Source organism: Acidiferrimicrobium sp. IK (assembly GCF_025499425.1).
Classification (GTDB): domain Bacteria; phylum Actinomycetota; class Acidimicrobiia; order Acidimicrobiales; family Palsa-688; genus Acidiferrimicrobium.
Genome location: NZ_JAIMCB010000004.1, coordinates 73,958 through 98,174 on the forward strand (window position 1 = coordinate 73,958; position 24,217 = coordinate 98,174).

The window sequence follows — 24,217 nt, forward strand, 5'->3', positions numbered from 1 at the left end:
GAGGGGGTTCTCAGCCGCCGACCTCGACGATCTCCACCTCGAGGGGACCGCTCGGCGCCTCGTAGGACACCTTGTCGCCCTTGCGGTGTCCCATCAGGGCCTGCCCGAGCGGTGATGCCGGCGACACGACCGAAACCCCTTCGCGGCGCTCCTCGATCGACCCGATCAGGTACCGCTCGATGTCGTCGTCCCCGACGTAGCGCAGCGACACCACCGCCCCTGTCGTGACGTCACCGGCCGCGCCGGCGGTGGCCCCGTCGACGATGACTGCACCCTCGAGGGTCGCCTCCAGCTGGCGGATCCTGGCTTCCATCTTGCCCTGTGAGTCCTTGGCGGCCTGGTAGTCGCCGTTCTCGGACAGGTCGCCGAGCGCCCGCGCCGCCTCGATGGCGCGAGCGATGTCTACCCGGCCGCGCGTGCGAAGGTCATCCAACTCCTCGCGCAGCCGCTCGAACGTGTCGCGGGTGAGGTGCGTCTCAGCCATGGAGGACCAGGCTACTGCGGTTGACGGCGAGGTCACGATGGGGGAGACTGGACGCCTGTGACGTCGAGCATCGACATCGTAATTATCGATTAGCACCAGGGCCCTGCCGCCGCTGGTGCTTTGACGACCGCCCCCGAGGGGCGGTCGTTTTGTGTCCCTGCTCCCGTCGCCCACACCCGAAACCCGCCCGCAGCCCCACCCGAGAGGACCCAGTGAAGACCCACAAGATCGCCGTCATCGGCGGCGACGGCATCGGCCCGGAAGTCACCGCGGAGGCGCTCAAGGTGGCTCGGGCCGCCGGCGCGTCGCTCGAGACCGTCGACTACGACCTCGGCGGCCGGCGGTACCTGGCGACGGGCGAGGTGCTCTCCGACCGGGTGCTCGACGAGCTGCGGGGCTTCGACGCCATCCTGCTGGGTGCCATCGGCACCCCGGAAGTCCCCCCCGGGGTGCTGGAGCGGGGCCTGCTGCTCAAGCTGCGCTTCGAGCTGGACCTGTTCGTCAACCTGCGTCCGTTCGTGTCCGACGCCAGCGTCGGGGCCGGCGTACCGATCGACTTCGCGGTGGTCCGGGAGAACACCGAAGGCACCTACGCCGGCGAGGGCGGCTTCCTGCGCCGGGGCACCCCAGCGGAGATCGCCACCCAGGGGTCGGTCAACACCCGCTTCGGGGTGGAGCGAGCGGTGCGCTTCGCGTTCGACCTGGCCCGGTCACGCGACCGGCGCCACCTGACCCTGGTGCACAAGACCAACGTGTTGACCTTCGCCGGCGACCTGTGGCAGCGCACCTTCGACGCGGTGGCAGCCGACTACCCCGACGTCACCACCGCCTACAACCACGTCGACGCCGCCTGCATCTACTGCGTCGAGTCGCCGCAGCGCTACGACGTGATCGTCACCGACAACCTCTTCGGCGACATCCTGACCGACCTGGCCGGCGCGGTCGCCGGCGGCGTCGGCCGGGCCGCCTCCGCCAACCTCAACCCGGCCCGCACCGGTCCGTCGCTGTTCGAGCCGGTCCACGGATCGGCTCCTGACATCGTCGGCACCGGCAAAGCCGATCCGACCGCGGCGGTCACCTCCGCCGCCATGATGCTGGACTTCCTCGGCGAGACCGAGGCAGCCGGCCGGGTGGTGTCGGCAGTCGCCGGCCTCGCCGCTGACCGGTCCCGTACGACCACCGAGGTGGGTGACGCCCTGGCGTCGCTCGCCACCGCAGAAAGGGTGTAACCGCACATGCCGTTGACCAAGACCGACAAGATCTGGATGGACGGGGAGCTGGTCGACTGGGACGACGCTCGAATCCACATCCTCACCCACACGCTGCATTACGGCTGCGGCGTGTTCGAAGGCATCCGGGCGTACTCGACGGCCTCCGGGCCGGCGATCTTCAGGTTGACCGACCACATCCGGCGCCTGTTCGAGTCGGCCAAGATCTTCATGATCGACGTGCCGTTCACCCCCCAGGAGCTCATCGACGCCTGCAAGGACACCGTCCGGGTCAACAACATCCAGGAGTGCTACATCCGGCCGCTGGTGTACCTCGGGTACGGGGAGATGGGCCTCAACCCGCTGCCGGCGCCGGTCAACGTGTCGGTGGCGGTGTGGCCGTGGGGTGCCTACCTCGGCGAGGAGGGCATCTCCAACGGGGTGCGCATGAAGATCAGCTCCTGGCAGCGCCACGACCCCAACGCCATGCCGCCCGCCGCCAAGGGCACCGGCATGTACATCAACTCGTCCATGGCCAAGATCGAGGCGATCAAGGCCGGCTACGACGAGGCGATCCTGCTCTCGCCGCAGGGCTACGTCAGCGAGTGCACCGGTGAGAACATCTTTGTGGTCCGCCACGGCAAGATCATCACCCCGCCGCTGTCCGCCGGCGCGTTGGAGGGCATCACCCAGAACTCGGTGGCGACCATCGCCCGGGACCTCGGCTACGAGGTGGAGGTCGGCAACATTCTGCGCTCGGACCTCTACGTGGCGGAGGAGGCGTTCCTCACCGGCACCGCCGCGGAGGTCGTCCCGATCCAGTCCGTCGACGACCGCGTCGTCGGCGACGGGCGCCCGGGGCCGATGACCCGCAAGATCCAAGAGGTGTACATGGCCACCATCCGCGGGCAGGTCGACCAGTACAAGGACTGGGTCGAGCATGTCTGAGAGCCACAGCCACGCCCACTCGGTACCCCGCGAGCTGCCCGAGCGGGTCGACATCTACGACACGACGCTGCGCGACGGCTCCCAGCAAGAAGGCTTGTCGCTGACCGTCGACGACAAGCTGCGCGTCGCCGAGCAGCTCGACCATCTAGGCGTGCAGTTCATCGAGGGCGGTTGGCCGGGCGCCAACCCGAAAGACGAGGAGTTCTTCCGGCGGGCCGCGGCGGGGGAGCTGCACCTGCACCACGCCACGCTGGTGGCGTTCGGATCGACCCGCAAAGCCGGCGGTAAAGCCGAGACCGACCCGGTCCTGGCCAACCTCCTAGAGGCTCGCACGCCGGCGGTGTGCCTGGTGGCCAAGTCAGCGGCCTGGCACGTCACCGAGACGTTGCGCACGACCCTGACCGAGGCGGTCGACATGGTTGCCGACTCCGTCGCCTACCTGCGAGCCGAGGGCCGTCGGGTGTTCCTCGACGCCGAGCACTTCTTCGACGGCTACCGGGACAACCCGGCCTTCTCCCTCGACGTCCTCCGTGCCGCGGAGTCCGCCGGGGCCGAGGTGCTGGTCCTCTGCGACACCAACGGGGGCAGCCTGCCCTTCGAGGTGGAGCGGGTGGTCGGCGAGGTCCGAGACGCGACCGGTATCGGGCTCGGCTGCCACTTCCACAACGACTCGGGGTGCGCGGTGGCCAACTCGCTCATCGCGGTTCGCCAGGGCGTGACCCAGGTGCAGGGCTGCGTCAACGGGTACGGCGAGCGGACCGGCAACGCCGACCTGTCCGCCGCGGTACCGGACCTGACCCTCAAGATGGGCGTCGAGACCATCGGCCGGGAGCGCCTGGGGCGCCTCACCGGGGTCGCCCACCACATCGCGGAGCTGGTAAACGTCAGCCCCGACCCTCACCAGCCTTTCGTCGGGACGTCGGCGTTCGCGCACAAGGCCGGGCTGCACACCAGCGCCATCGTCCGGTCCCGCCAGGCCTACGAGCACGTGGACCCCGACGAGGTCGGCAACGGCACCCGCTTCGTGGTCAGCGAGATGGCCGGCCGTTCCACCATCGCCCTCAAAGCCGAGGAGCTCGGCTTGGACCTCGATGGCGCGGCGATGGGCGAGGTGGTCGAGCAGCTGAAAGACCTGGAGCATCGGGGCTACCACTTCGAGGTGGCCGACGGCTCCCTGGAGCTGCTGATGCGACGGGCGACGGGCTGGAAGCAGGAGCTGTTCCGCCTGGAGTCCCACCGGGTGGTGACCGACCTGCGCGAGGACGGCACGTGGATCACCGAGGCGACCATAAAGGTCCACGTCGGAGACGAACGCGTCCTGGCCGTCGCGGAGGGCAACGGGCCGGTGAACGCCCTAGACGCGGCCTTGCGCAAGGCGATCGGACCGATGTACCCGGTCTTGAGCCAGATCCACCTGACCGACTTCAAGGTCCGGGTCCTCGACAGCGCCAAGGGGACCGGGTCAGTGACCCGGGTCCTCATCGACAGCACCGACGGCGAGCGCACCTGGACGACCATCGGGGTGTCGGAGAACGTCATCGAGGCGTCGTGGGCCGCCCTCGAGGAGTCCATCGTCTACGGCTTGCTGAACCACAGCGCCTCATAGGCGTCGGCCTCCAGGCGGGGCGCACGCGGGGCGACCCCGGCTGTCACGGCGCGGCCGGCTGGACCCCGCCGCTCGCTAGCCGCCGGCGGAGGGCAGTATGGCGCGCTCGCGCAGGACCCTCAGCACCCGATCGGCGGCCTCGTCTGGCGTCATGGTGGTGGTGTCGACGCGTATCTCGGGGTCCTCGGGCGGCTCGTAGGGAGAGTCGATGCCCGTAAAGTTGACCAGCTCCCCCCGGCGGGCCTTGCGGTAGAGACCCTTCGGGTCGCGGCTCTCGGCCACCTCGAGGGGCGTGTCGACGTACACCTCGACGAACTCGCCTTCCTCCAGCAGCGCCCGGGCCATGCGACGCTCGGCGCGGAACGGGGAGATGAACGAGACCAGCACGATGAGCCCGGCGTCCACCATCAGCTTGCTCACCTCGGCGACACGCCGGATGTTCTCCACCCGGTCGGCTTCGGTGAAGCCGAGATCCTTGTTGAGCCCGTGACGGACGTTGTCGCCGTCGAGGAGGTAGGTGCGCCGACCGTCGGCGAACAGGCGCTTCTCGAGCAGGTTGGCGATGGTCGACTTGCCCGACCCGGACAGGCCGGTGAACCACACCACGCACGGCTTCTGGTGGGCCTGCGCGGCGCGGGCCTCCTTGTGCACCTCCACCGACTGCCAGTGGACGTTGTCGGCCCGGCGGAGCGCGAAGTGGATCATGCCCGCGGCTAGCGTCACGTCGGTCAGGCGGTCGATGATGATGAAGCCGCCCATGTCCCGGTTGACCTCGTAGGGATCGAACGGCACGGCCCGATCGAGGTTGAGGTTGCACACGCCGATCTCGTTGAGCTCGAGGGTCCGAGCAGCGGTGTGCTCCATCGTGTTGACGTTGATCTTGTACTTCGGCTGGGCGATGGACACGCCGACGGTCCTGGTGCCGATCTTGAGCAGGTATGGCCGACCGGGGAGCATCGGCTGGTCGCTCATCCACACCAGCGAGGTCTCGAACTGGTCGGCGACCGCCGGCGGCTCGGCCGCCGCGGCGAGCACGTCGCCGCGGCTGACGTCGATTTCGTCGGCCAGGGTCAGGGTCACCGACTGGCCGGCCACCGCCACGTCCAGGTCGCCGTCGGCGGTCACGATCCGCTCGACGAGCGACGTCTGGCCGCCCGGCAGCACCCGGACGGCGTCGCCGGGGGCGACGCTTCCAGCGACGAGCTGGCCCGCGAAACCCCGGAAGCTCGGGTCGGGTCGGGTGACCCACTGCACCGGCATCCGCATCGGGCCGCCGGTGGCGGCGCCGACCGGCTCGACGGTCTCCAGGTACTCGAGCAGCGTCGGCCCGTCGTACCACGACAGGTTGGGGCCGGTCTCGATGATGTTGTCGCCGCGCAGCGCTGAGATCGGGATGACCGTCACGTCGTCGAGGCCGATGCCCGAAGCGAACTGGCGGTAGTCGGCGTCGATCGCCGCGGCCACCGACTGGTCGTAGCCCACCGCGTCCATCTTGTTGACGGCCAAGACGACGGTCTTGATGCCGAGCAGCGACACCAGGTAGCTGTGGCGGCGGGTCTGGGTCAACAAGCCCTTGCGGGCGTCGACCAAGATGACCGCCACGTCGGCGGTGGAGGCCCCGGTCACCATGTTGCGGGTGTACTGCTCGTGGCCGGGCGTGTCGGCGACGATGAACTTGCGCCGGTCGGTGGTGAAGAACCGGTAGGCGACGTCGATGGTGATGCCCTGCTCGCGCTCGGCCGCCAGGCCGTCGACGAGGAGGGCCAGGTCGAGGTCGCCGCCCTGCGTGCCGCTGACCTTCGAGTCGGCCTCCAACGCGGCCAGCTGGTCGTCGAAGATCAGCTTCGACTCGTAGAGCAGGCGGCCGATCAAGGTGCTCTTGCCGTCGTCGACGCTGCCGCAGGTGATGAACCGCAGCAGGTCCTTCTGCTCGTGGGCGTCGAGGTAAGCCTCGATGTCAGTGGCCAGTAAGTCGCCCGACACTAGAAGTACCCCTCCTGCTTCTTCTTCTCCATCGACGCCGCCGAGTCGTGATCGATGACCCGCCCCTGACGCTCGGAGGTGGTGGTGAGCAGCATCTCCTGGATCACCAGGGTCAGCTCGTCGGCGTCGCTCTCGATGGCGCCGGTGAGCGGGTAGCAGCCAAGCGTTCGGAACCGGACCTTTTTCATCACCGGCACCTCGCCGGGCTCCAGGGGCATCCGGTCGTCGTCGACCATGATCAGGGTGCCGTTGCGCTCGACGACTGGACGCTCCGCGGCGAGGTACAGCGGCACGACGGGGATCTGCTGCTGGTGGATGTACTGCCAGACATCCAGCTCGGTCCAGTTCGACAGCGGGAACACCCGGATGCTCTCGCCGCGGCTCTTGCGGACGTTGTAGAGCCGCCACAGCTCCGGTCGCTGCGCCTTGGCGTCCCACTGGTGGCTCGCGGACCGGATGGAGAACACCCGCTCCTTGGCCCGGGACTTCTCCTCGTCGCGCCGGGCACCACCGAAGGCCACGTCGAAGCCGTGCTTGTCGAGCGCCTGCTTGAGGCCCTGGGTCTTCCACATGTCGGTGTGCACCGAGGACCCGTGGGTGAAGGGGTTGATCCCCAGCTCTACGCACTCGGGGTTTTGGTGCACGATCAGCTCCACGCCGAGCTCCGCGGTTATCCGATCGCGAAACTCGTACATCTCCTGGAACTTCCACGTGGTGTCGACGTGCAGCAACGGGAACGGCGGCGGAGCGGGATAGAAGGCCTTCATCGCCAAGTGCAGCATGACCGCGCTGTCCTTGCCGACCGAGTACAACATCACCGGTCGCTCCGCCTCGGCGGCCGCCTCGCGAATGATGGCGATGCTCTCGGCTTCCAGCCGCTGAAGGTGGGTCAGGGGTCGTTTGTCCGTCACGCTTCGCACATCTGCCTCTCCCTGCGCCAAGGCCACAGTGTAGGAGCCGTTCCGGCCGGGCCGGACACTCCGCCCATCTTGCTCGCGTGCCTGCCAGCGGCCCAGACTGAGCGACTGTGACCCAGCCTGACTACGTCCCGCTCCAGTCGCCCGACAGGGTCCGGCCCTCCGACAGCCTTTCCACCCCGGAGCGGTGGACTCAGGACCGGCCCGCCGACCTGGCGGAGCTGCGCCAGCCCGAGGGCGCCCGCTTCGGGGCCACCGGCCCGGATCTGGGCTACGGCCTCAAGCTGGCGAAGCGCTTCGAGGACCGTCTGGCCCTGCAGCCAGGAGAGGACGCCCACGACGCGGTGGCCGCCGCGTTCGCCAGCGGCGCCAAGCGGGCGGCGGGTTTCGGCCGGGCCCCGGTGATCTACGACTTCGAGTGGGCCTACAGCCTGTGGGGGTACCTCGGGGAGCCGACGGCCGACCTGGTGGCGTGGCGGGTGCCTCTGATCCGCGGGTCGTCGCACGGTTACTGGCACCAGCGCGGAGTGGTCGACACTGTCGCGGCCGGCACGTTCCGGCTGACGCCGGCCCAGGTACGCGAGCAGGCAGCCGGTCCTGACTGGGCCCAGCTCTTCACCCGCCCGTAGCGACGCGCCGGCGCCCGTAGCGAAGCGCCGGCGCCCGCTCGCACCGCCGCTAGCGCCGGATTAGCCCCGCTCGGGGGTTAACGGTGAAAAGATAGGGCCATGACGATGTCGTTGGCCGAGGCCGATCGCCAGCTCACCGCAGCAGGCCAGATGTTCGAGATGGACGACGCGGTGGTCCGCGGCGTGCCAGTCAAGGTCTGGAAGCACACCCCGCCGACCCTGGGCGACGTGGTGAAGCTGAGCCGGGGCCACGGCGACAAGACCTTCATCGTCTACGAGGACGACCGCTACACCTTCGAGGAGCACTTCCGCGCCGTCGCCCAGCTGGCCCACCAGCTGCGGGACCGCTTCGGGGTGCGCGAAGGCGACCGGGTGGCGGTGGCGATGCGCAACTTCCCGGAATGGTCGATGGCGTTCTACGCGGCCGCGGCCGCCGGCGCGGTCGTGGTCCCGCTCAACGCGTGGTGGACCGGCGAGGAGCTCCAGTACGGGCTGGAGGACTCGGGGGCCAAGGTGGTCTTCGTCGACCGCCAGCGCGAGGAGAGGCTGCGCCCCGAGTGGGCCCGGCTGCCGGGAGTGGAAGCGGTGATCGTGGCCCGCAGCGAGAACGGCGTCGACGAGGGCCACGTGGACATCGCCGAGCTGCTCGCGGGGATTCCTGACACCATCGACCTGCCCGAGGTCACCCTCGACACCGATGACGACGCGACCATCTTCTACACGTCGGGCACCACCGGGCGGCCCAAGGGGGCTCTTGGGACCCACCGCAACATATGCACCAACGCCATCAGCCTGTTCTACGTCGCGGCGCGCACCGCTCTGCGGTCTGGCACCGAGCTGATCTCGAGCGACGGCCCGCAGAACGCCTACCTGCTGACGGTGCCGCTGTTCCACGCCACGGGATGCCACTCGATCCTCGTCGCCAACACCCTGGCCGGCGGCAAGCTGGTCATGGTCCACCACTTCGACGCCGGCCAGGCCCTCGAGCTGATCGAACGGGAGCGCATCACCATCTTCGGCGGGGTGCCGGCCATGGCCATGCAGATCCTCGACCACCCGGACTTCTCCAAGCGGGACACCTCGAGCGTGAAGAGCGTGGCCTACGGCGGGGCGCCCGCCCCCCCGGACCTGGTCCGGCGGATCAAGGCGCAGTTCCCCGGCGGGCAGGGCTCCAACGGTTACGGCATGACCGAGACCTCGTCGCTGTCGACGATGAACCAGGGCGACGACTACGTCCGCAAGCCCGACAGCGTCGGGCCGCCCGTCCCGGTGGTCGAGGTGAAAGTCGTAGACCCGCTCGGCGAGGACCTGGGCGTCGACGCGGTCGGGGAGCTTTGGATCAAGGGCCCCAACATCGTGAAGGGCTACTGGCACAAGCCGGAGGCCACCGCCCAGACCTTCACCGACGGGTGGGTCCACACCGGCGATGTGGCCCGCATCGACGACGAGGGGTTCGTCTACATCGTGGACCGGGCCAAGGACATGCTGATCCGGGGCGGCGAGAACATCTACTGCGTGGAGATCGAGGGCATCTTGTTCGACCACCCGGCGGTGTCGGACGCCGCGGTCATCGGCATCCCCGACGAGATCCTCGGCGAGGAGGTCGGCGCCGTCGTCCAGCTGCGCGCCGGCATGGAGGTCTCCGAGGAGGAGCTCCAAGCCCACGTCCGCAAGCACCTGGCGGCGTTCAAGGTCCCCAAGAAGATCTGGTTTTTCACCGAGCCGCTGCCCCGCAACCCGGCCGGCAAGATCCTCAAGCGCCAGCTGCGCGACGAGCTGGTCAGCTGAGCTTGGCGAGGTCGTCGGGCGTGGCCACGTTGGCCCGCTCGACGCCCTCGAGGGTGCGCTTGACCATCCCCGACAGCTCGCTGCCCGGCCCCAGCTCGAGGGTGCGCTCGGTGCCGAGCCCGGCGAGGGCCAGCAGCGACTCCCGCCACCGCACCGGCGACACCAGCTGCGCCGACAGCAGATCGGCGAAGCCGGAGGTGTGGGGCGTCGCGTCGACGTTGGCGACGACCGGAATCGAAGTGGGGGAAAAGGTCGTCGTGGCCAGCGCCCGGTCCAGCATGTCCTGGGCCGGTTGCATGAGCGGGGAGTGGAACGCGCCGCCGACGCTCAAAGGCATCACCCGCTTGGCGCCGAGCGCCTTGGCCGCTTCGGACGCCTCCGCCACCCCGGCTTCGGTGCCGGCCACCACGACCTGGCCCGGCGCGTTGTCGTTGGCCACCCACGCCCCTTTCACCCCCTCGCAGGCCTCTGCCACCTTGACCGGTTCCAGGCCGAGCACCGCGGCCATCGTCCCCGGGCCGACGTCGGCTGCGTGCTGCATCGCCTCGCCGCGGGCCGCGACCAGAGTCGCCCCGTCGGCCAGGGTGAGGGCACCGGCGGCCACCAGGGCGCTGTACTCGCCCAGGCTGTGACCGGCCGCGGCCACCGTGGCGGAGAGGTCCACGCCGGCGGCGCGTGTCGCGTCGAGGATCATCGCGCTCAGGGTGAACGCCGCCAGCTGGGCGTTGCGGGTCGCCTTCAAGGTCTCCGCGTCGGCGTCGAGCAGCAGGGCGGCGACATCCCGGCCGGTGGCGTCGGCGACCGCGTCGACAACCGCCCACGACGGGTGGTCCCGCCAGGGGGCGCCCATGCCGGGACGCTGCGAGCCTTGACCTGGGAAGAGTAGGGCGAGCACGGGTCGCGACCTTATACAGGCGCCCGTCGTGACTTTCTCCTCGGACGTCCGAGTATCGGACGCAAAAGCGCGACAATGGGGCATGCAGCCGATGACCCTCACCGAGGAGCAGAAGGCGTTCCGCACTGCCGTGCGCCACCTCGCCGAAGACAAGATCGCTCCCAACGCAGCCCACGTCGATGCCACGGGAGAGTTCCCGTGGGACAACTTCAAGGCCCTCAACGAGATGGAGCTGCCGGCGCTCGGCATCCCCGAGGCCTACGGCGGCTCCGGCGCCGACCACGTGACCCAGGCGATCATGGTGGAGGAGCTGGCCCGGGTCTGCGGTTCGACCAGCTTGATGATGGCCCTCAACGGTCTGTCGACGACCCCGATCATCAACTGGGCGTCCGAGGAGCTCAAGGCCAAGTACCTGCCCCGCATCGCCAGCGGCGAGGCCCAAGGCAGCTACTGCCTGTCCGAGGCCGACGCGGGCAGCGACGTCGCGGCGATGAAGGCCCGGGCTGTGCGCGACGGGGACAGCTACGTCCTGTCCGGCTCGAAGTACTGGATCTCCGGCGCCACCATCTCCGACATCTACGTGGTGTTCGCCAAGACCGATCCGGCGGCGGGCGCCCGCGGTGTGTCGGCCTTCATCGTGGAGAGGGACATGGGGCTGCGTTTCGGTGCCCTCGAGGACAAGATGGGCATGAAGGGCAGCCCCACCGCCGAGGTGATCCTCGACGGTGTGCGGGTCCCCGCCGCCAACCTCATCGGCGAGGAGGGGCAGGGATTCCGCATCGCCATGCACACCCTCGACCGGACCCGCTGCGCCATCGCCGCCCAGGCCGTCGGCCTGGCGCAGGGCGCCATCGACCAGGCCGTCGCCTACGTGAAGCAGCGGGAGGCGTTCGGCAAGCCCATCGCCGAATTCCAGGGGCTGCAGTTCATGCTGGCCGACATGGCCATGAAGACCGAGGCGGCCCGGACCCTCACCTACCGGGCCAACGCCATCATCGACGAGGGCGATCCCGACGGTGAGCTGAGCGCCGCCGGCGCCATGGCCAAGGCGTTTGCAAGCGACACCGCCATGGCGGTCACCACCGACGGGGTGCAGCTCCTCGGCGGGTACGGCTACACCAAAGGCTTCCCGCTGGAGCGGTTCATGCGCGACGCCAAGATCACCCAGATCTACGAGGGGACCAACCAGATCCAGCGGGTCGTGATCGCAAGAAGCCTTCTGCGGTAAGGGCTTTTCGCCTCCCGGCGACTCCTCCGGCCGGCCCCGATCGGGGGTCATCCGACGAGCCTACGGATTTCATTCCGCCGAAACCGCACCCGCATTGGTAACGCCCTCCTGCGGGCCGATCGGACTTCTCCTGCCCCACGAACGAGTGGCATAAACGCACGCACGTTCGCCCACAGCCATGCCAGAAGAGATTCTGCATCGGCCTTGCATGAAGAGCATCGGCGGTGGCCTTGGGCTCTATCGGTGGAGGGCGCCGGCAGAGGCGGGCGACCAGGTCGAGGTTTCGGAACCCGACGATGGTGTGCTCTCCGGCCAGGACGGCATTGAACAGGGCCCGGTCGGGGGGTCGGAAGCGGGTGGAATCGGACGTGGTGACGCCCATTGTTTTTGTGAGGTCGGCACAGGGCGTGGAGCGTAGGGGCGCCTTCGCCTTCGAGCGGGGCTGCGGCGAGGGCGTCGAGGTAGCTCTGGCTGGCTGCCATGCCGGCGGTATGGACGGGTACCCGGGTGATCCCGGATATCGGCGTAGGGGTCGGCCGACAGTTCCCCGACCAGGGCCGCCCCGCCATCGACGTTGCCGGTAGGGGAGTAGCCAAGAGCGACGTGAGATACCCTCGATCTAACGACGGTCGTCAGGCAGGTGGCGTAGACCGGAGGGCCCACCTGGTAGGTCGTTTGGGTCCGGTCAGGGAATCGGCTGCTGGTAGCTGTCGTGATGTGCTCGACTTTGGGGGAGGTGATGCCGATGCACACATCGGCTGCCAGGCACGCCAGGTGCAGTTTCTGCGGTCGGGGCCAGGACCAGATGCTCCAGGTGGTGACCCTTTCTGGGGTGGACATCTGTAACGAGTGCGTCCAGCTCTGCCAGGACATGATCGGTGACGAACGTGGGAATGACCGAGGCATTCCTGGCGGCAACGTGTCACCTGGCGTACGGCTGGGACCGCTGGCAGCGGAAAACTTCTTTTGCGAGACATGTGACATCAGCTACCCGGATACGACGCTTGCCGACGCGATAGCCGCGATCGAGAGGTTGCCCGGCCGGCTTGACGACGCTCTCGAGAGCGTGCCGGAGGGCGCGCTGCGAGTCCGCCCCTCGCCTGAGGTGTGGTCGCCGATCGAGTATCTCTGTCACATCCGCGATGTGATGATCAGCGCCACTGTCCGCCTGTATCGAACTCGCACGGAGGAGGTTCCGTCAGTTGAACCAATGTTCAACGACCTCCGTGCGGCTAGGTTCGGCTATGCGCATAGGAAGGTGGGGGCCGTAATGGCCGAGATCGTTTACGACGCTACTGGTTTTTTAGCCGAGGTGGCACGGATGCCCTCCGATGGATGGAACCGCCGGCTGCGGCGACTACCTGGGGAGACCAGAACAGGGATCTGGTTGGTGCGCCAGACGATGCACGAGGGCGAACATCATCTCCTTGACATCACTAGGGTCGCTGAAGCCGATGCGTGAAGTCGGTCACAGAGCAGCGCTCGGTCGGGATGCCGGCCCCACCCCCCAACGGCTCTGGCAGGACTTCTCGAGCTGAGATCGGGATGAGCACGGCGGGAAGTGCCGGCCGCCGTCGAGCTACACCACGTCACGGGACACCAACCCGCGGCCACGTTGCCTCGTGCATTGGGGTGGCCGTCCGGCGCGGGTGTCGCCGATCTACCGGTAGCTACCGTAAGGGATATAGCGGCTTGAGTTACTACGTCTTGCGTTGCTACGTCTTGCGTTACTACGTCGTACGTAGTACACTTTTCGTATGAGACGACTTTCTGGAGCCGATCGCCTGCAGCGCTCGAACGATCCTCCTCTGCTCATTTTGACCAGCTTGGCGGAGGGGGCCAAGCACGGCCACGCCCTCGCAAAGGACATCGAGGCTTTCTCCGGAGTCGCTCTGGGGCCTGGTGCTCTCTACGGCGCGATCACCCGCCTGGAAGAGCGCGGGCTGATCGAGCCGTTGCCCAGCGACGACCGTCGCCGCCCGTACCAGATCACCGCGGCGGGCGTCTCTGCGCTGGCTGACGCCCTGGCGGAGATGCGCCGCTTGGTCGACGTGGGCGCGGTCCGTTTGGGCCAGGTCTCGGCTCTGCGACCGGGGCTGTCGTGACGGCCGAGGCTGACCTTGGCCGGCTCCTGCGCTGGTATCCCCGGGCTTGGCGAGACCGTTACGGCGAGGAGTTCCTCGTCTTCATGCAGGATAGCTTCGGTCCCGACGAGCCACCGTTGACTGCGCGTTTGTCGATCGTGGCCGGTGGCATCCGCGAACGCGTCCGGCGATCGGGCGTCAGCGGCGACAGTGTCCCTCCCGCTGACCGGGTCCGGGCGGGGGTGTTGATGGTGCTCGTCTCTTGGACGGCGATGGTCGTTGCGGGCGCCAGTTTCGCGAAGCTGTCCGAACACTTTGACGACGCACTATCCAATGGGGCGGGCTCCCGGCATCTCCCTGATCTCTCCTACACGTTCATCCAGGCCGCAGCAGGAGTTGCCGGGTTGATCGTGATCGCCGCAGCCGGCTTGACCCTGCCGACATTCCTGCGGTTTCTACGCTCGGGTGGCTGGCCGGCCATCCGCGCCCACGTGATGCGGGCGGCAGGCAGCACGCTCCTCACTGCCGTGACTTCCGTTCCGCTGCTGGTATGGGCTCACGGTCTGTCACCTCACCAACGCAACGGTGGCTCAGCTGGTTACGGGATCCTGTTTGGGGTGTGGGCGGCATTCGTCGTCGTCACGTTGGCGTTGTGGGCTGTGCTCGCCGTCGTCGCCGCCCGAAACGTCGCCTTTTCTCGGTCCCTGCTCGCGGCCGAAGCGGGCATGGCCGTCGGTGTGGCGCTCGCCGTGGTTGACATTCTCGCTGCTACCACCCTGTGGTGGGTCCTCGTCGCGCAACGTGCCCCGGCATTCCTCAGCGGTGGCTCGGCGACACCACTAAGCGTCCGACTAGTCGTCACTGTCGCTGTCATGGCGCTGGCTGCGGTGGCTGCGGTCGCTGGAGCCGTCCGTATCACTCGGTCCCTACCGGAGTGGATCCGCGGCTGACGGTCCGGGTTCGAGCCCAGGCACGGGTGACTGTCCTGCGGCCGTCGAGGAGAGGTGGCTCGGTGCGTCAAGAACCGCCCGTGTCCATGGGCGGACTGGAGAGCGGAGCCTTGGCTCGTCCTGTTGGGTTGGATCTGGACCTGCCTCGCATTAGCTTGACGTGGAGGGAGCTCGCCATGGTGACCGCGGATTTGCCGGACGAGATCTTCGTGATCCACGTGATGTCGACGAGTTCGAGAGGGTACGCCGAGACCGCGACGCCGGGAAGCTCCGTTCGAAGCCGGCCCGTGAGGTCCTGGCGCAGGCCAGCCGCCGGCGCCCTGACGACTTCTTGCCGGCAGCCGGTAGCCGGCTACCGGCTACCGGCCACCCCTACACCAATACGAATGGCTCCGCTACGGGCTCGTCGATGGACGGCCCGCACAGGAAAGCGGCTGGTCAGCGCCACGACCCTTCTGCGGTACGGGCTTCCTGGAAGTGCTTGTCGGCCGCCTCGGGGCTGGGCTCAGTCCTCGTTTGCCGGTGCCGGGGGGACGTGGGGGAACAGCTCGGCGAAGGCGCCGACGGTGATGCGGCGCGCTGCAGCTGGCTCCACGTCGTCGAACAGCTCGTGGAGGGTCTTCTGGGTGTGGCCGAAGGTTCCCTCGATGTGGGGGTAGTCGCTTCCCCAGCACACGTTGTTCCAACCCATGGACGTCATGGCCTTGACCGCGGAGCGGTCGTGCTGGAACGAGGCGTAAACGTTTTCGTAGAGGTACTCGCTCGGCAACTTGGGCAGCGGGGGTCGCACCGCCGACGCGTGCTGGCGGTATGCCTCGTCGAGCCGGTCGGCGATGAACGGTCCCCAGGTGGCGCCGCCCTCCGACACGATCGCCTTGAGGGAGGGGTGGCGGTCGAACACGCCGGCGGCGATCATTTTGGTAACCGCCCGCTGGCCCCCGTAGGTGGTCTCGACGTAGTTGATCAGCGCCCCGCCAGGTCCGCGGAAGTAGCCACCGTGGAAGGAAGCCGCGTCGTGGGCTTCAGTGCCGATGTGGAACGACACCACCATCCCGGCGTCGGCCATCGCAGCCCAGACTGGCTCCCACATGTCGTCGTTCCAGTCCCTCACGCCCAGTCCCGGCGTGACGGAGAAGTAGCCGGCGTGGAAACCGAGTTCGGCCGCCCTGGTCACCTCGGCAACGGCGTGCTCCGCGGTGAGGAGCGGGATGGTCGCGGTGCAGACGTAGCGGGGCGAGAACCGCTGGTACTCGATGGCCCAGTCGTTTATGGCCCGGCATCCGGCGGCGAGCAGGTCGGGGTCGGTGATGGAGGACATCCACACCCCGATCGAGGGGTACACCAGCTCGGCCCAGATGCCTTCGCCGTCCAAGTCGACCAGCCGGAGGGCCTTGTCGTTGGCGCCCGGAGCCCGTTCGGAGACGGTCCGGCCTTCGTCGTCGGTGAGGTTGGCGGCCTTGGGCATGCGCCGGCGAAACTCCTGGCCGTCGACGTAGAGGGTCTCGTGGCTTCCGTCCTCGTCCTTCACCGAACGCGGCATGCGCGCCGCTAGGTCGGCGGGGAGGCTGGTGGTGAACAGGTCGTCTGGCTCGACGAGGTGGGAGTCGCCGGAGTTGGCCCAGATCTTGCTCATAGGGGTGGTCCTTTCGGATAGGGGTGCGTCAGGTCAGAGGGGGTCAGGCGGGGATCGGCCGGAAGCGAGGCGTGCTCATCTCGTCGTTGACGTGCTCCCAGGTGATGGCGACCCGGTCGCCGATCTTCACCGTGTCGGGATCGCAGCCGATGATGTTGACCAGCATCCGGGCGCCGGCACCCTGGGTGCCGTCGAGCTCGACGACACCGGACACGTACGGGCAGGCGTCGGCAAGGTCGGGGTGCAGCGGGTGGCGGACGACGGTGAAGCTGTAGATCGCCCCGGTGCCGGGCAACTCGACCCACTCGACGTCGCGCTGCCGGCAGACGAAGCAGTACGGGGATGGGGGAAGGCGGAAAGTGCCGCAGCTGGCGCACTTCGGTGCGACCAGGCGATCCTCTTTGGCTGCGTCCCAGAACGGCTGGGTCATCGGACTGGCGTGGGTCTCAGTCAGGATGCTCGGGAACTGGCCCCGGGTCAGGGTTCCGAACGTGCTCATGGTGACTCCTACTTCCTCAGGATGCTGGCGCTCACGGGCAGGCTCGCGGGGCCGCCGGTGACCAGCGCGATCTCGGCGCCCTCGACCTGGTTGACGGCGGTGCCGCGGAGCTGTTCGACCGCCTCGCGTACGTGGGTCATGCCGATGATGTACGCCTCGGACAGGTTGCCGCCATGGGTGTTGACCGGGATCGTCCCGGTCTTGTATCGGATGTTGCCGTCGGCGACGAACGGGCCGCCCTCGCCGATCGGGCAGAACCCGTAGTCCTCCAGCTGCATGATGACCATCGGTGAGAAGTGGTCATAGAGGAGGGCCACATCGACGTCCGACGGGGTGATGCCAGCCATCTCGTAGACCCGCCTGGCGACCGGGCGATGCCCGGAGGAGGTGAACTCGTCATCGGGTGTCTGGAAGTACCGGAACAGCGCTGGCCCCCACCGGCCACTTCCGCCGTGGGCCGACCCCATGATGTAGACGGGGGGCTGGCGAAGGTCCTTGGCCCGGTCGGCGGCGACGGTGATCACCGCTACCGCGCCGTCGCTCTCCATCGTGTAGTCGAAGAGGCACAGAGGGTCGGAGATCATCCGGGCATTGAAGTAGTCGTCAAGCGTGAGTGCCTCGGTTCGTAGGGCCGTCGGCCGCTTGATCGCGTTCTCCCGTTGCGAGATGCACACTTCGGCGAAGTGCTCGCGCTTGGTGCCGTAGAGGTGCATGTGGCGTGACGCGATCTGGGCGAAGCTGTGGCCGGGGGACAGGAGGCCGTTGTTCGCGGTGAAGGCCGCTGACGGGGGAATGCCTCCGCCTCCGTAAGGACTCGAACTCTCGGACATGAGCGCATAGGCCAGCATCCCGCCGACCGCCGATCCACCCAGCCGCTTGCTGAGCTGCTGCAGGGTCATCAGGGTCACGACGGTGGTGGCCATCCCGGCGTCGACAGCGGCGGCGGCGACGCCGAGGGCGCCGGCACAGCCGCCTCCGCCGGAGGTGAGCGTCGTGGCCCAGCGGACCTCGGGCACGCCGAGCTCAGCGGCGATGGCCGCCGGGTCGCAGGAGTTGGAGTAGATAGAGAACCCGTCGAGATCGTCGGCGGTGAGGCCCGCGTCGTCGAGAGCGGAGAGGATCGCGCTGCACGCCATCGAGAACTCCGACTCGGGGTAAGACTGGCCTCGCTTGTAGTACGGCGTAGCCCCAACGCCGACGATGGCGGCCTTGTCCTTGATGGTCATCAGGGTGTGTGTCCTCTCCGGCCGCCGGTGGCGGCTATGAGCGCCGGCTCGACGAGCGGGTCGTCGAGGGTGTAGTTGTCGATCGTCACGCGTTCGCTGTCGCTGTCCACCACGGCGTAGGACAGGCGCCTGCCGTTGGCCGGGTCCCTCGCCTGGCCCACGGAGCCGGGGTTGACGACCAGGACCCGGCCGACCCGCTCGACGAGCTGCGCGTGGGTGTGACCGATCACCACTATGTCAGCGTCGATCGCCGCGATGCGGCCCAGCTCGGGGGAGTGACGGGTGACGTATTGGGTGTGGGGCGGGCACGGGCTGGCGTGGGTCATGAGAAGCCGCTTGCCGTCGGCGTCGATGCGCACCGTGCGAGGCTGGTCAGCGAGCCACTCGACCAGCTCCGCCCGCACTCCCGGGGCGCTGCGGGCCCGGGCGCCGTGGGCGGACAGGAGGCCGAGGTCGTGGTTGCCGAGCACGCAGCGCGCCCCGCGGTCTCGGAGGATCTCCACGGCGTCGTTGGAGAAGCGGAACTCCTCGACGATGTCACCGGCGCAGAGCAGTTCGTCGACAGCGCCCATCCGCTCGAGCGCGGCCGCGAGGCCGGCGGCATTGCCGTGTACGTCCGACACGATCCCGATACGCAACGCCTACGTCCCCTCGTCCCAGTGGTGGGCTCTCGGTCCCAGCGTAGCAAGTCGGAGGACATATGAAAGTGACGTTTTCAAGTGGGCAACCGGGTCTCATCCGATGACCTTGCGGGACCGCATGTCAGCGATCTCCTCAGGGCTTCGGCCCAGGGCTTCCAGGATGGCGTCGGTGTGCTGGCCGGCCAAGACGCCGGGCATCGCCTGGGTCCGGGAACGGGAGAATCGGAGGTAGGGCGCCAGGCGAGGGTGGCTGTCGAATGTCGGGTGCACCACGTCCACGACGTAGCCCGACGCCCGGCCGAAGGTCTCGTCGAAGAGCATGGTCTCGATCGAGTCGGTGTGCACGGCGACGCAACCGATGCCCTGGGAGAGCAGCTCGTCCTCCCATGTCTGCGCCGGCGTGCGGGCGAACACCGCTGCGAGGACTTCGATGAGGGCCGCGCTATTGGAGTGGCGGCCGGCTGGGTCGGCGAAGCGGGGATCTCCGGCCAGGTCGACGTAGCCGGCCAGGCCCTTCACCAGCCGGTCCCAGTCGGAGGGGGACGGGGCGGCGAGAAACACCCAGCCCTCGGACGCGTCGTACACCCGGTACAAGGCCCCGAGCCCACGGATCTCGGGATCGGGCGCCGGTTCGTGGGGGGCGCCGCCGTAGGTGACGGCCTGCGCGGACATCGCATGGGCGCCGGTGTTGAGCATCGAGCTGAACAGTTCCTGCCCGCCGGCGCCGCGGCTGCGGGCCAGGAGCCCGACGAGGATGGCGGTGGTGACGCCAAGGGCGGCGAAGCCGTCGGCTTGAGCGTTGGCCAGGGCCGCGGCGGCTGAGAGGCGGCGGGCGCCGTCTTGGATCTCCTGCATCGACAAGTCGGCCCGCTCGGGCACGCTCGAGCCGACGTTGGTCAGGGGGAGCCCGGTGGCGGCACCGATGCTGGGCGCGTACGCCGGCTTGTTGCCGTAGGGGCCGTCGACCCCGTACCCGGGCGCGTTGACGTAGATGACGTCGGGGTTCACGGCCTTGATCGGCTGGTAGTCCAAGCCGATGCGCGCCATCGCCCCGGCGCGGTAACCCTGGATCACGACGTCCACGCGGGCGGCTATGTCTAGGGCTACCGCTTGGCCCTCGGGTGTGGTCAGGTCCAAGCAGATGCTCTCCTTGCCCTGCATCACCTTCGCGCCCCCTGACTCGGGGAACGGGATGATCGTGCGGATCCGGTCTCCCTCGAGCGGCTCGACCTTGATTACTCGGGCGCCGAGGTCGGTCAGCATCGTGGTGCCGTGGGGAGCTGCGAAGAGGGTGGCGAACTCGAGGATGGTTACGCCGGCAAGCGGAAGGTCCGTGGTGGCGGTCGATGGCGGCGCAGCGGCGACTCGCGCCGGAGCGGTGGCCAGCTCGGCGAGGATCTCCTCGCGGTGCTGGTCCAAGGTGGGAGCGCTGCGGGCGATGACGGCGGGGGACGAACCGGCCTTCACGATGGGGCCGGGCTGGTGCACCGATCCTCGTTCGGCGTCCTCCAGGTCCATGACCATCTGGTCGTGGACCAGCTGCGGGTGATCGAGGATGGCTGCGCCGCTGCGGTATTGCTCGGCGAAGACGTTGGGATCCTCTTCGAAGACGGCCTGCCATTCGGCGAGGAGCTTGTCATTGGTTGCCGCGAGCATCCTGGTCCACAGTTCGAGGCGCCTCTCGGCGTCGTCACCGAAGGTCGGGAGGTTCTTCCATTCGTCGTCGGTGAACATCCACGCCAGGCCGAGCGCCTTCATCAGGGCTGCGAACAGCCGCGGAGCCACGGCGGAGAACTGCAGCCACGTGCCGTCACGGGTTAGCCCGACGAGAAGCATGAAGGTGAGGGGGCTGGCTGGGATCCCTCGCTCGTCGTAGGGATTGGTTCGGATGAAGGCGTCCGGCCAGCGTTCCTGGATGAAGTGCTCGAACCACGCCCAGGTGTCGAGGGACGTGAACGCCTGGAGCAAGTTGGTCTCGACCCGCTGCCCGGCGCCGCTGCGTTCGCGCTCCAAGAGGGCAGCGATGATGCCGTGGACGGCGATCTGGCTGGCAGCGAAGGAGGCGAATGGCACGGTCACAAATGGCGGTGACGCCTGGTTGGTCATCCGCCGGAAAGTGTGGAACAAGCCCAGCTTGGCCATCACCAGTCCCTCGTAGCTCGGCGCATCGGCGTATGGGCCCTGCCGCCCGAAGCCGGTCACCGAGGTGTAAATGAGGCGGGGGTTGCGGGCGGAAAGCTCCTCGAAGCCGAGGCCCCTGCCGTCGAGGACGCCCGGTTGGAAGGTCTCGATCAAGATGTCGGCCCGCTCCGCCATGGCCGCCACCACGTCGCGGTCGCCGTCGTGGAAGACGTCGAGGACGATGCTGCGCTTCCCCCGGCTCCAAAACGGGTACGCGGCTCGCTGGCGGATCACGCAGCCGCCGGGCGGTTCGACCTGGATGACGTCGGCACCGAAGTCCGCGAACACCTGACTGATCTGCGCCCCGACCCGGTTGGGTGAGAGGTCGATCACTCGAAGCCCGTCCAGAGGTCCCATTGGGGGATGCCCTTTCGTGTGAGGTGAGGTGGTCATGCGGGAAGGTGGGAGGCCAGCCCGTCGACGGCCTCTAGGGAACGGAGTGTGTCGTTCAGGTGGGTGCAGGTGGTGGGCCCGACGAAGGTGTTGCGGACCCATGCCCGGAGCCCGGCTGCGGGTGCGCCGACGAGTCGGCCTGCGCTGGCGACGGCCTCGGGGCACTCGACCCATGGCAGGGCACCTACCTCTGCCGCCGCCTCGGTGAATCGCATGGTCGCGGGGTCGAGGGCTCCCCGGACGGTGTATTCGTGGACGACCGTCTCGTGCCCGTCGGTACCAAAGTGACTGTCGCGGAGGAAGCACTCGAGCACGATTCGCTCCCCGTCGCGCCACAGGTCCAGGCGCCGACGCCGGCGCATCCCGTGAGGAGGAAGGGGCTCGACCGCGTCATGCCAGGCCAGAGGGTCGTCGTCGCGGCGCAAATCCGGAGCCAGCGGACCGGTCACCACCGGCGGATAGCCGGTGACGCCCATCTCGTTCAGGATCGTGCCACCGACCGCCCAGCCCGCGCAGAGGTCCGGGTGCTGCAGGGACGGGGAGAGGGCGCTGCGTGGGGGGCGGACGCCGGCGGCGCCGATCGCGTACCCGCCGACCAGCGTGGCGGTTGGGAGGTCGTCGATCAGTTGCCACCGTAGGGGGTCGTCACTGGCGACCCCCGGGATGGCCTCCTCGACGGCCTGACGGAAGCCTGACGACACCGAGGTACCGACCAATTGGCTGGCTCCCTCGGCGGGCGGATCCACGCTTAGCCGCGCCAAGCGCCGGCCGTCGGCAAAGTCGACCACCGCATCCACGCCGGCGGTCGCGAGGACCTTGGTCCGCCCATCGGATCCGGTGATCAGATCGCGACCCCGGGCGGCCATCATTACCGGCCCAAGGGGGCCGTCGGGGCGGAGGGAGTCGTGGGTGGTGGAGCGGCGGATCGAGGCGGTGCGCCGCAGTGGCGGCGGCCCGGCCGGGTCGTGGGGGCCGTGGAGGGGGTGGCGGGCCCAGGAGCCGGGCGCCCCGGGGCGGGGAGGGGAGACAGGGTGGGGTCCGGGATCGTTCATCGTCGGCGCAGCCAGGCGCCTTGCATGGTGTTGGTCATTGGTCTTCCTTCCAGCCGGCGGTCCCTCCCTTCCGGCTTCGTCATCGTAGCGAATTGGGAAGCGACGTTTTCATTGATGTCCGAGCCGGCCCGGTGGGCGGAAGGCAACGCCGCGGGCGGCGCTACCGGCGAGGGGCGGGACGGTCCCTGAGGGGCTCCCGGCACAGCTCGATCACCCGTTCGGCCAGCTGCGGGGCGCAGATGAGCAAGTCGGGGAGCCACGGGTCGGGCTGGTTGTAGACCAACGGGCTCCCGTCGAGGCGCGAGACGTGCAACCCGGCGGCGGCCGCCACCGCGACGGGCGCAGCGGAGTCCCACTCGTACATCCCCCCGGCGTGGGCGTACACGTCGGCGTCGCCTAGCACCACGGCCATGGCCTTGGCCCCGGCCGACCCCATCGGGACCAGCTCGCCGCCGAGTTGCTCGCTCAGCCGGGCGCTGAACGCGGGCGGGCGCGACCGGCTGACCACGAGGCGGGGCACCGCCCCCGGCGCCGGCGGGGGAGGGGGCGGCTCCGCGGTGGAGAGCACTTTGCCGAGCGCCGGCAGGGCCACCGCTCCGGCGCGCACGGTGCCGTCGACGCTCAGCGCGACGTGGACCGCCCAGTCGGTGCGGGGCCGCTCCTTGAATTCCCGGGTGCCGTCGAGCGGGTCGACGATCCAGGTCCGGCGCCGGCTGGTGCGGTCGGTGTCGTGGTCGCCTTCCTCCGACAAGACCCCGTCGTCGGGCCGGGCGTCCGCGAGCGCCCCGGCGAGCAGCTCGTGGGCGGCCCGGTCCCCGGCGTCGCCCAGCTCGGCGCCCTCGAGGGGGCCGTCGCGCAGCACCATGAGCGCCTCGCCGGCTCGGCGGCAGAGATCCGCGGCCAGGCGGTGGTCGTCGTGGGTCGGACCGGGGTCCGGGACCGCCGGGGTGCCCACCGGCTAGCGGGAGAAGTGGCGGGGGGCGAAGAACCCCGGTTGGGTGTCGCGCTGGCCTCGCTGGGACGTCCAGCGCCACTGCGCGGACACCCGGCTCGGACAGCGGCTTCGCAGCTGGGGCACGGTGTGCAGCCAGTCCGCCTGGCACCGACCGCCCATGACCAGGAGGTCCCCAGAACGTGGCTGCAGCTCCACGACGTCGCGGAGGTCGTCGGCTTCCCGGCGGCCGCCGGCGAGGGGACGCAGCCGCCACGGACGGCGGGCGCCGAGGGTGAGCACCCCGACGATGGTGTCGTCGAGCCAGCGCAGTTCCCGGTCGCGGTGCCAGCCGACCCCGTCGCGCTCGTCGCGGTAGTGGGCCAGCGCGACGCCGTCGAAGCCGACCCGGTAGCGGCCCGCCAGCCACTCCTCGACCGCGGCGAGCTGCGGGTGACGGCCGGGGCCCTTCTGGAACGCCCCGAGGCGGGGCTCGGCGATCCAGCGCTCGTAGCGCCACACCCGGCCCTGCCGCCAGGGCACGCCGTCGAGCAGCTCCCGGTGCAGCCGGTCGGCGCCGGGCACCAGCCCTTCCACGACATCGATCCAACTGGTGGTGTCAAGCGCCACTCTGGTCACCTGAACCTCGGTGTAAAGGCCGGGGGCGTCCAAGCCAGACACCGACGCGTCAGCTCCCCCGGAGGAGAGCCGTCCCAACCCGATGGTGTCGGCGACGCCCATACCCGGGAGGCTACCGGCCGGCGGACGCAGCAGCGTAGGGGTGGGCGGCGGTAGCGGAAGAGCCGGGCGCTGCGCTCATGGCGCAGCGCCCGGCCCGTGCCCGCCGTTGGCCCGGGCGTCCCGTCAACCGACCGGACCAGACCTTCGCCAGACCTTCCCGGCAGGGAAGGGGTACACGCCGGCGTCCTATGGGCTATCGA

21 protein-coding genes are annotated in these 24,217 nt (G+C 69.0%); 9 read left to right on the forward strand and 12 right to left on the reverse strand.

The window, feature by feature from the left end; all coding sequences use genetic code 11:
* Positions 1 to 10: 10 nt before the first annotated feature.
* The gene (locus K6U06_RS07995; protein WP_262321394.1) at positions 11 to 484 is read right to left on the reverse strand and encodes a GreA/GreB family elongation factor; all 474 of its coding nucleotides are present in this window, start codon (positions 482 to 484) and stop codon (positions 11 to 13) included.
* Positions 485 to 696: 212 nt separating this feature from the next.
* Here K6U06_RS07995 and K6U06_RS08000 point away from each other — a divergent pair, with 212 nt between their 5' ends.
* Genes K6U06_RS08000 through cimA form a run of 3 tightly spaced genes read left to right on the forward strand, consistent with a single transcriptional unit; the run spans position 697 to position 4,246 of the window.
* Positions 697 to 1,713, forward strand: coding sequence for a 3-isopropylmalate dehydrogenase (locus K6U06_RS08000; RefSeq protein ID WP_262321395.1), 1,017 nt, complete (start codon positions 697 to 699; stop codon positions 1,711 to 1,713).
* A gap of 6 nt (positions 1,714 to 1,719) precedes the next feature.
* The gene (locus K6U06_RS08005) at positions 1,720 to 2,640 is read left to right on the forward strand and encodes a branched-chain amino acid transaminase (RefSeq protein WP_262321396.1); all 921 of its coding nucleotides are present in this window, start codon (positions 1,720 to 1,722) and stop codon (positions 2,638 to 2,640) included.
* Positions 2,633 to 4,246: a citramalate synthase gene (gene cimA / locus K6U06_RS08010; protein WP_262321397.1), complete on the forward strand. Its 1,614-nt coding sequence runs from the start codon at positions 2,633 to 2,635 to the stop codon at positions 4,244 to 4,246. Before K6U06_RS08005 ends, cimA begins: the two co-directional genes overlap by 8 nt.
* A 75-nt stretch (positions 4,247 to 4,321) precedes the next feature.
* On the opposite strand, the gene cysN is transcribed toward cimA, so the two are convergent.
* A complete protein-coding gene (cysN, locus tag K6U06_RS08015) occupies positions 4,322 to 6,229 on the reverse strand; it encodes a sulfate adenylyltransferase subunit CysN (protein WP_262321398.1) in 1,908 nt (635 codons plus the stop codon).
* Positions 6,229 to 7,140 (reverse strand): sulfate adenylyltransferase subunit CysD, encoded by a 912-nt coding sequence (cysD, locus tag K6U06_RS08020; protein ID WP_262321399.1) that lies wholly within the window; start codon positions 7,138 to 7,140, stop codon positions 6,229 to 6,231. Before cysD ends, cysN begins: the two co-directional genes overlap by 1 nt.
* 116 nt (positions 7,141 to 7,256) lie before the next feature.
* Here cysD and K6U06_RS08025 point away from each other — a divergent pair, with 116 nt between their 5' ends.
* Together K6U06_RS08025 and K6U06_RS08030 are read left to right on the forward strand one after the other, a co-directional pair.
* Positions 7,257 to 7,775, forward strand: coding sequence for a hypothetical protein (locus tag K6U06_RS08025; protein WP_262321400.1), 519 nt, complete (start codon positions 7,257 to 7,259; stop codon positions 7,773 to 7,775).
* A gap of 99 nt (positions 7,776 to 7,874) precedes the next feature.
* Complete coding sequence (locus K6U06_RS08030) at positions 7,875 to 9,563, forward strand: class I adenylate-forming enzyme family protein (protein WP_262321401.1); 1,689 nt, start codon at positions 7,875 to 7,877, stop codon at positions 9,561 to 9,563.
* Here K6U06_RS08030 and K6U06_RS08035 read toward each other — a convergent pair.
* Positions 9,556 to 10,542: an ACP S-malonyltransferase gene (locus K6U06_RS08035; protein ID WP_262321402.1), complete on the reverse strand. Its 987-nt coding sequence runs from the start codon at positions 10,540 to 10,542 to the stop codon at positions 9,556 to 9,558. The genes K6U06_RS08030 and K6U06_RS08035 overlap by 8 nt on opposite strands.
* Positions 10,543 to 10,549: 7 nt before the next feature.
* Between K6U06_RS08035 and K6U06_RS08040 the strand changes: the two genes are divergently transcribed.
* The 4 genes from K6U06_RS08040 (at position 10,550) to K6U06_RS08055 (ending at position 14,720) form a co-directional block, all read left to right on the forward strand.
* Complete coding sequence (locus K6U06_RS08040; RefSeq protein ID WP_262321403.1) at positions 10,550 to 11,686, forward strand: acyl-CoA dehydrogenase family protein; 1,137 nt, start codon at positions 10,550 to 10,552, stop codon at positions 11,684 to 11,686.
* Positions 11,687 to 12,431: 745 nt separating this feature from the next.
* Positions 12,432 to 13,148 (forward strand): DinB family protein, encoded by a 717-nt coding sequence (locus K6U06_RS08045; RefSeq protein ID WP_262321404.1) that lies wholly within the window; start codon positions 12,432 to 12,434, stop codon positions 13,146 to 13,148.
* 295 nt (positions 13,149 to 13,443) lie between these two features.
* Complete coding sequence (locus K6U06_RS08050; protein WP_262321405.1) at positions 13,444 to 13,791, forward strand: PadR family transcriptional regulator; 348 nt, start codon at positions 13,444 to 13,446, stop codon at positions 13,789 to 13,791.
* Between the two features lie 221 nt (positions 13,792 to 14,012).
* Positions 14,013 to 14,720, forward strand: coding sequence for a hypothetical protein (locus K6U06_RS08055; RefSeq protein ID WP_262321406.1), 708 nt, complete (start codon positions 14,013 to 14,015; stop codon positions 14,718 to 14,720).
* Positions 14,721 to 15,225: 505 nt separating this feature from the next.
* On the opposite strand, the gene K6U06_RS08060 is transcribed toward K6U06_RS08055, so the two are convergent.
* From K6U06_RS08060 to K6U06_RS08095, 8 genes are all read right to left on the reverse strand, one after another.
* Positions 15,226 to 16,353, reverse strand: coding sequence for an amidohydrolase family protein (locus K6U06_RS08060; protein ID WP_262321407.1), 1,128 nt, complete (start codon positions 16,351 to 16,353; stop codon positions 15,226 to 15,228).
* 43 nt (positions 16,354 to 16,396) lie between these two features.
* The gene (locus tag K6U06_RS08065) at positions 16,397 to 16,852 is read right to left on the reverse strand and encodes a Zn-ribbon domain-containing OB-fold protein (RefSeq protein ID WP_262321408.1); all 456 of its coding nucleotides are present in this window, start codon (positions 16,850 to 16,852) and stop codon (positions 16,397 to 16,399) included.
* A gap of 8 nt (positions 16,853 to 16,860) precedes the next feature.
* The gene (locus K6U06_RS08070) at positions 16,861 to 18,078 is read right to left on the reverse strand and encodes a thiolase C-terminal domain-containing protein (RefSeq protein WP_262321409.1); all 1,218 of its coding nucleotides are present in this window, start codon (positions 18,076 to 18,078) and stop codon (positions 16,861 to 16,863) included.
* On the reverse strand, positions 18,078 to 18,716 hold the full coding sequence (locus K6U06_RS08075; RefSeq protein ID WP_262321410.1) for a metallophosphoesterase family protein: 639 nt from the start codon (positions 18,714 to 18,716) through the stop codon (positions 18,078 to 18,080). Before K6U06_RS08075 ends, K6U06_RS08070 begins: the two co-directional genes overlap by 1 nt.
* 96 nt (positions 18,717 to 18,812) lie before the next feature.
* On the reverse strand, positions 18,813 to 21,395 hold the full coding sequence (locus tag K6U06_RS08080) for a CoA transferase (RefSeq protein ID WP_316044700.1): 2,583 nt from the start codon (positions 21,393 to 21,395) through the stop codon (positions 18,813 to 18,815).
* Complete coding sequence (locus tag K6U06_RS08085) at positions 21,290 to 22,345, reverse strand: DUF2889 domain-containing protein (RefSeq protein WP_262321412.1); 1,056 nt, start codon at positions 22,343 to 22,345, stop codon at positions 21,290 to 21,292. Before K6U06_RS08085 ends, K6U06_RS08080 begins: the two co-directional genes overlap by 106 nt.
* A 160-nt stretch (positions 22,346 to 22,505) precedes the next feature.
* On the reverse strand, positions 22,506 to 23,210 hold the full coding sequence (locus K6U06_RS08090; protein ID WP_410051008.1) for a 3'(2'),5'-bisphosphate nucleotidase CysQ: 705 nt from the start codon (positions 23,208 to 23,210) through the stop codon (positions 22,506 to 22,508).
* Positions 23,211 to 23,303: 93 nt separating this feature from the next.
* The gene (locus K6U06_RS08095) at positions 23,304 to 24,017 is read right to left on the reverse strand and encodes an alpha-ketoglutarate-dependent dioxygenase AlkB (protein ID WP_262321414.1); all 714 of its coding nucleotides are present in this window, start codon (positions 24,015 to 24,017) and stop codon (positions 23,304 to 23,306) included.
* Between the last annotated feature and the right edge of the window lie 200 nt (positions 24,018 to 24,217).